This is a genomic window from Allobacillus halotolerans (assembly GCF_018967645.1).
GTDB lineage: Bacteria > Bacillota > Bacilli > Bacillales > Alkalibacillaceae > Allobacillus > Allobacillus halotolerans.
In genome coordinates this window covers 1-520 of sequence record NZ_JAHLZF010000095.1, presented here as the reverse complement: position 1 = coordinate 520, position 520 = coordinate 1, and the positions used below count along the sequence as shown (strand labels likewise).

Annotated in this window: 1 rRNA gene; it reads left to right on the top strand. The window is 54.6% G+C overall.

Annotated features, from left to right (window positions below):
- Nucleotides 1–520: ribosomal RNA gene (locus tag KQ486_RS14275) — 16S ribosomal RNA — on the top strand; the annotation flags it as partial.

Below are 520 nucleotides of genomic sequence, written 5' to 3'. Positions count from 1 at the left end.
GGCTAACTACGTGCCAGCAGCCGCGGTAATACGTAGGTGGCAAGCGTTATCCGGAATTATTGGGCGTAAAGCGCGCGCAGGCGGTTTCTTAAGTCTGATGTGAAAGCCCACGGCTTAACCGTGGAGGGTCATTGGAAACTGGGGAACTTGAGTACAGAAGAGGAGAGTGGAATTCCACGTGTAGCGGTGAAATGCGTAGAGATGTGGAGGAACACCAGTGGCGAAGGCGACTCTCTGGTCTGTAACTGACGCTGAGGCGCGAAAGCGTGGGTAGCAAACAGGATTAGATACCCTGGTAGTCCACGCCGTAAACGATGAGTGCTAGGTGTTAGGGGTTCCAACCCTTAGTGCTGCAGTTAACGCAATAAGCACTCCGCCTGGGGAGTACGGCCGCAAGGCTGAAACTCAAAGGAATTGACGGGGGCCCGCACAAGCGGTGGAGCATGTGGTTTAATTCGACGCAACGCGAAGAACCTTACCAGGTCTTGACATCCCGCTGACCGGCCTAGAGATAGGCCTT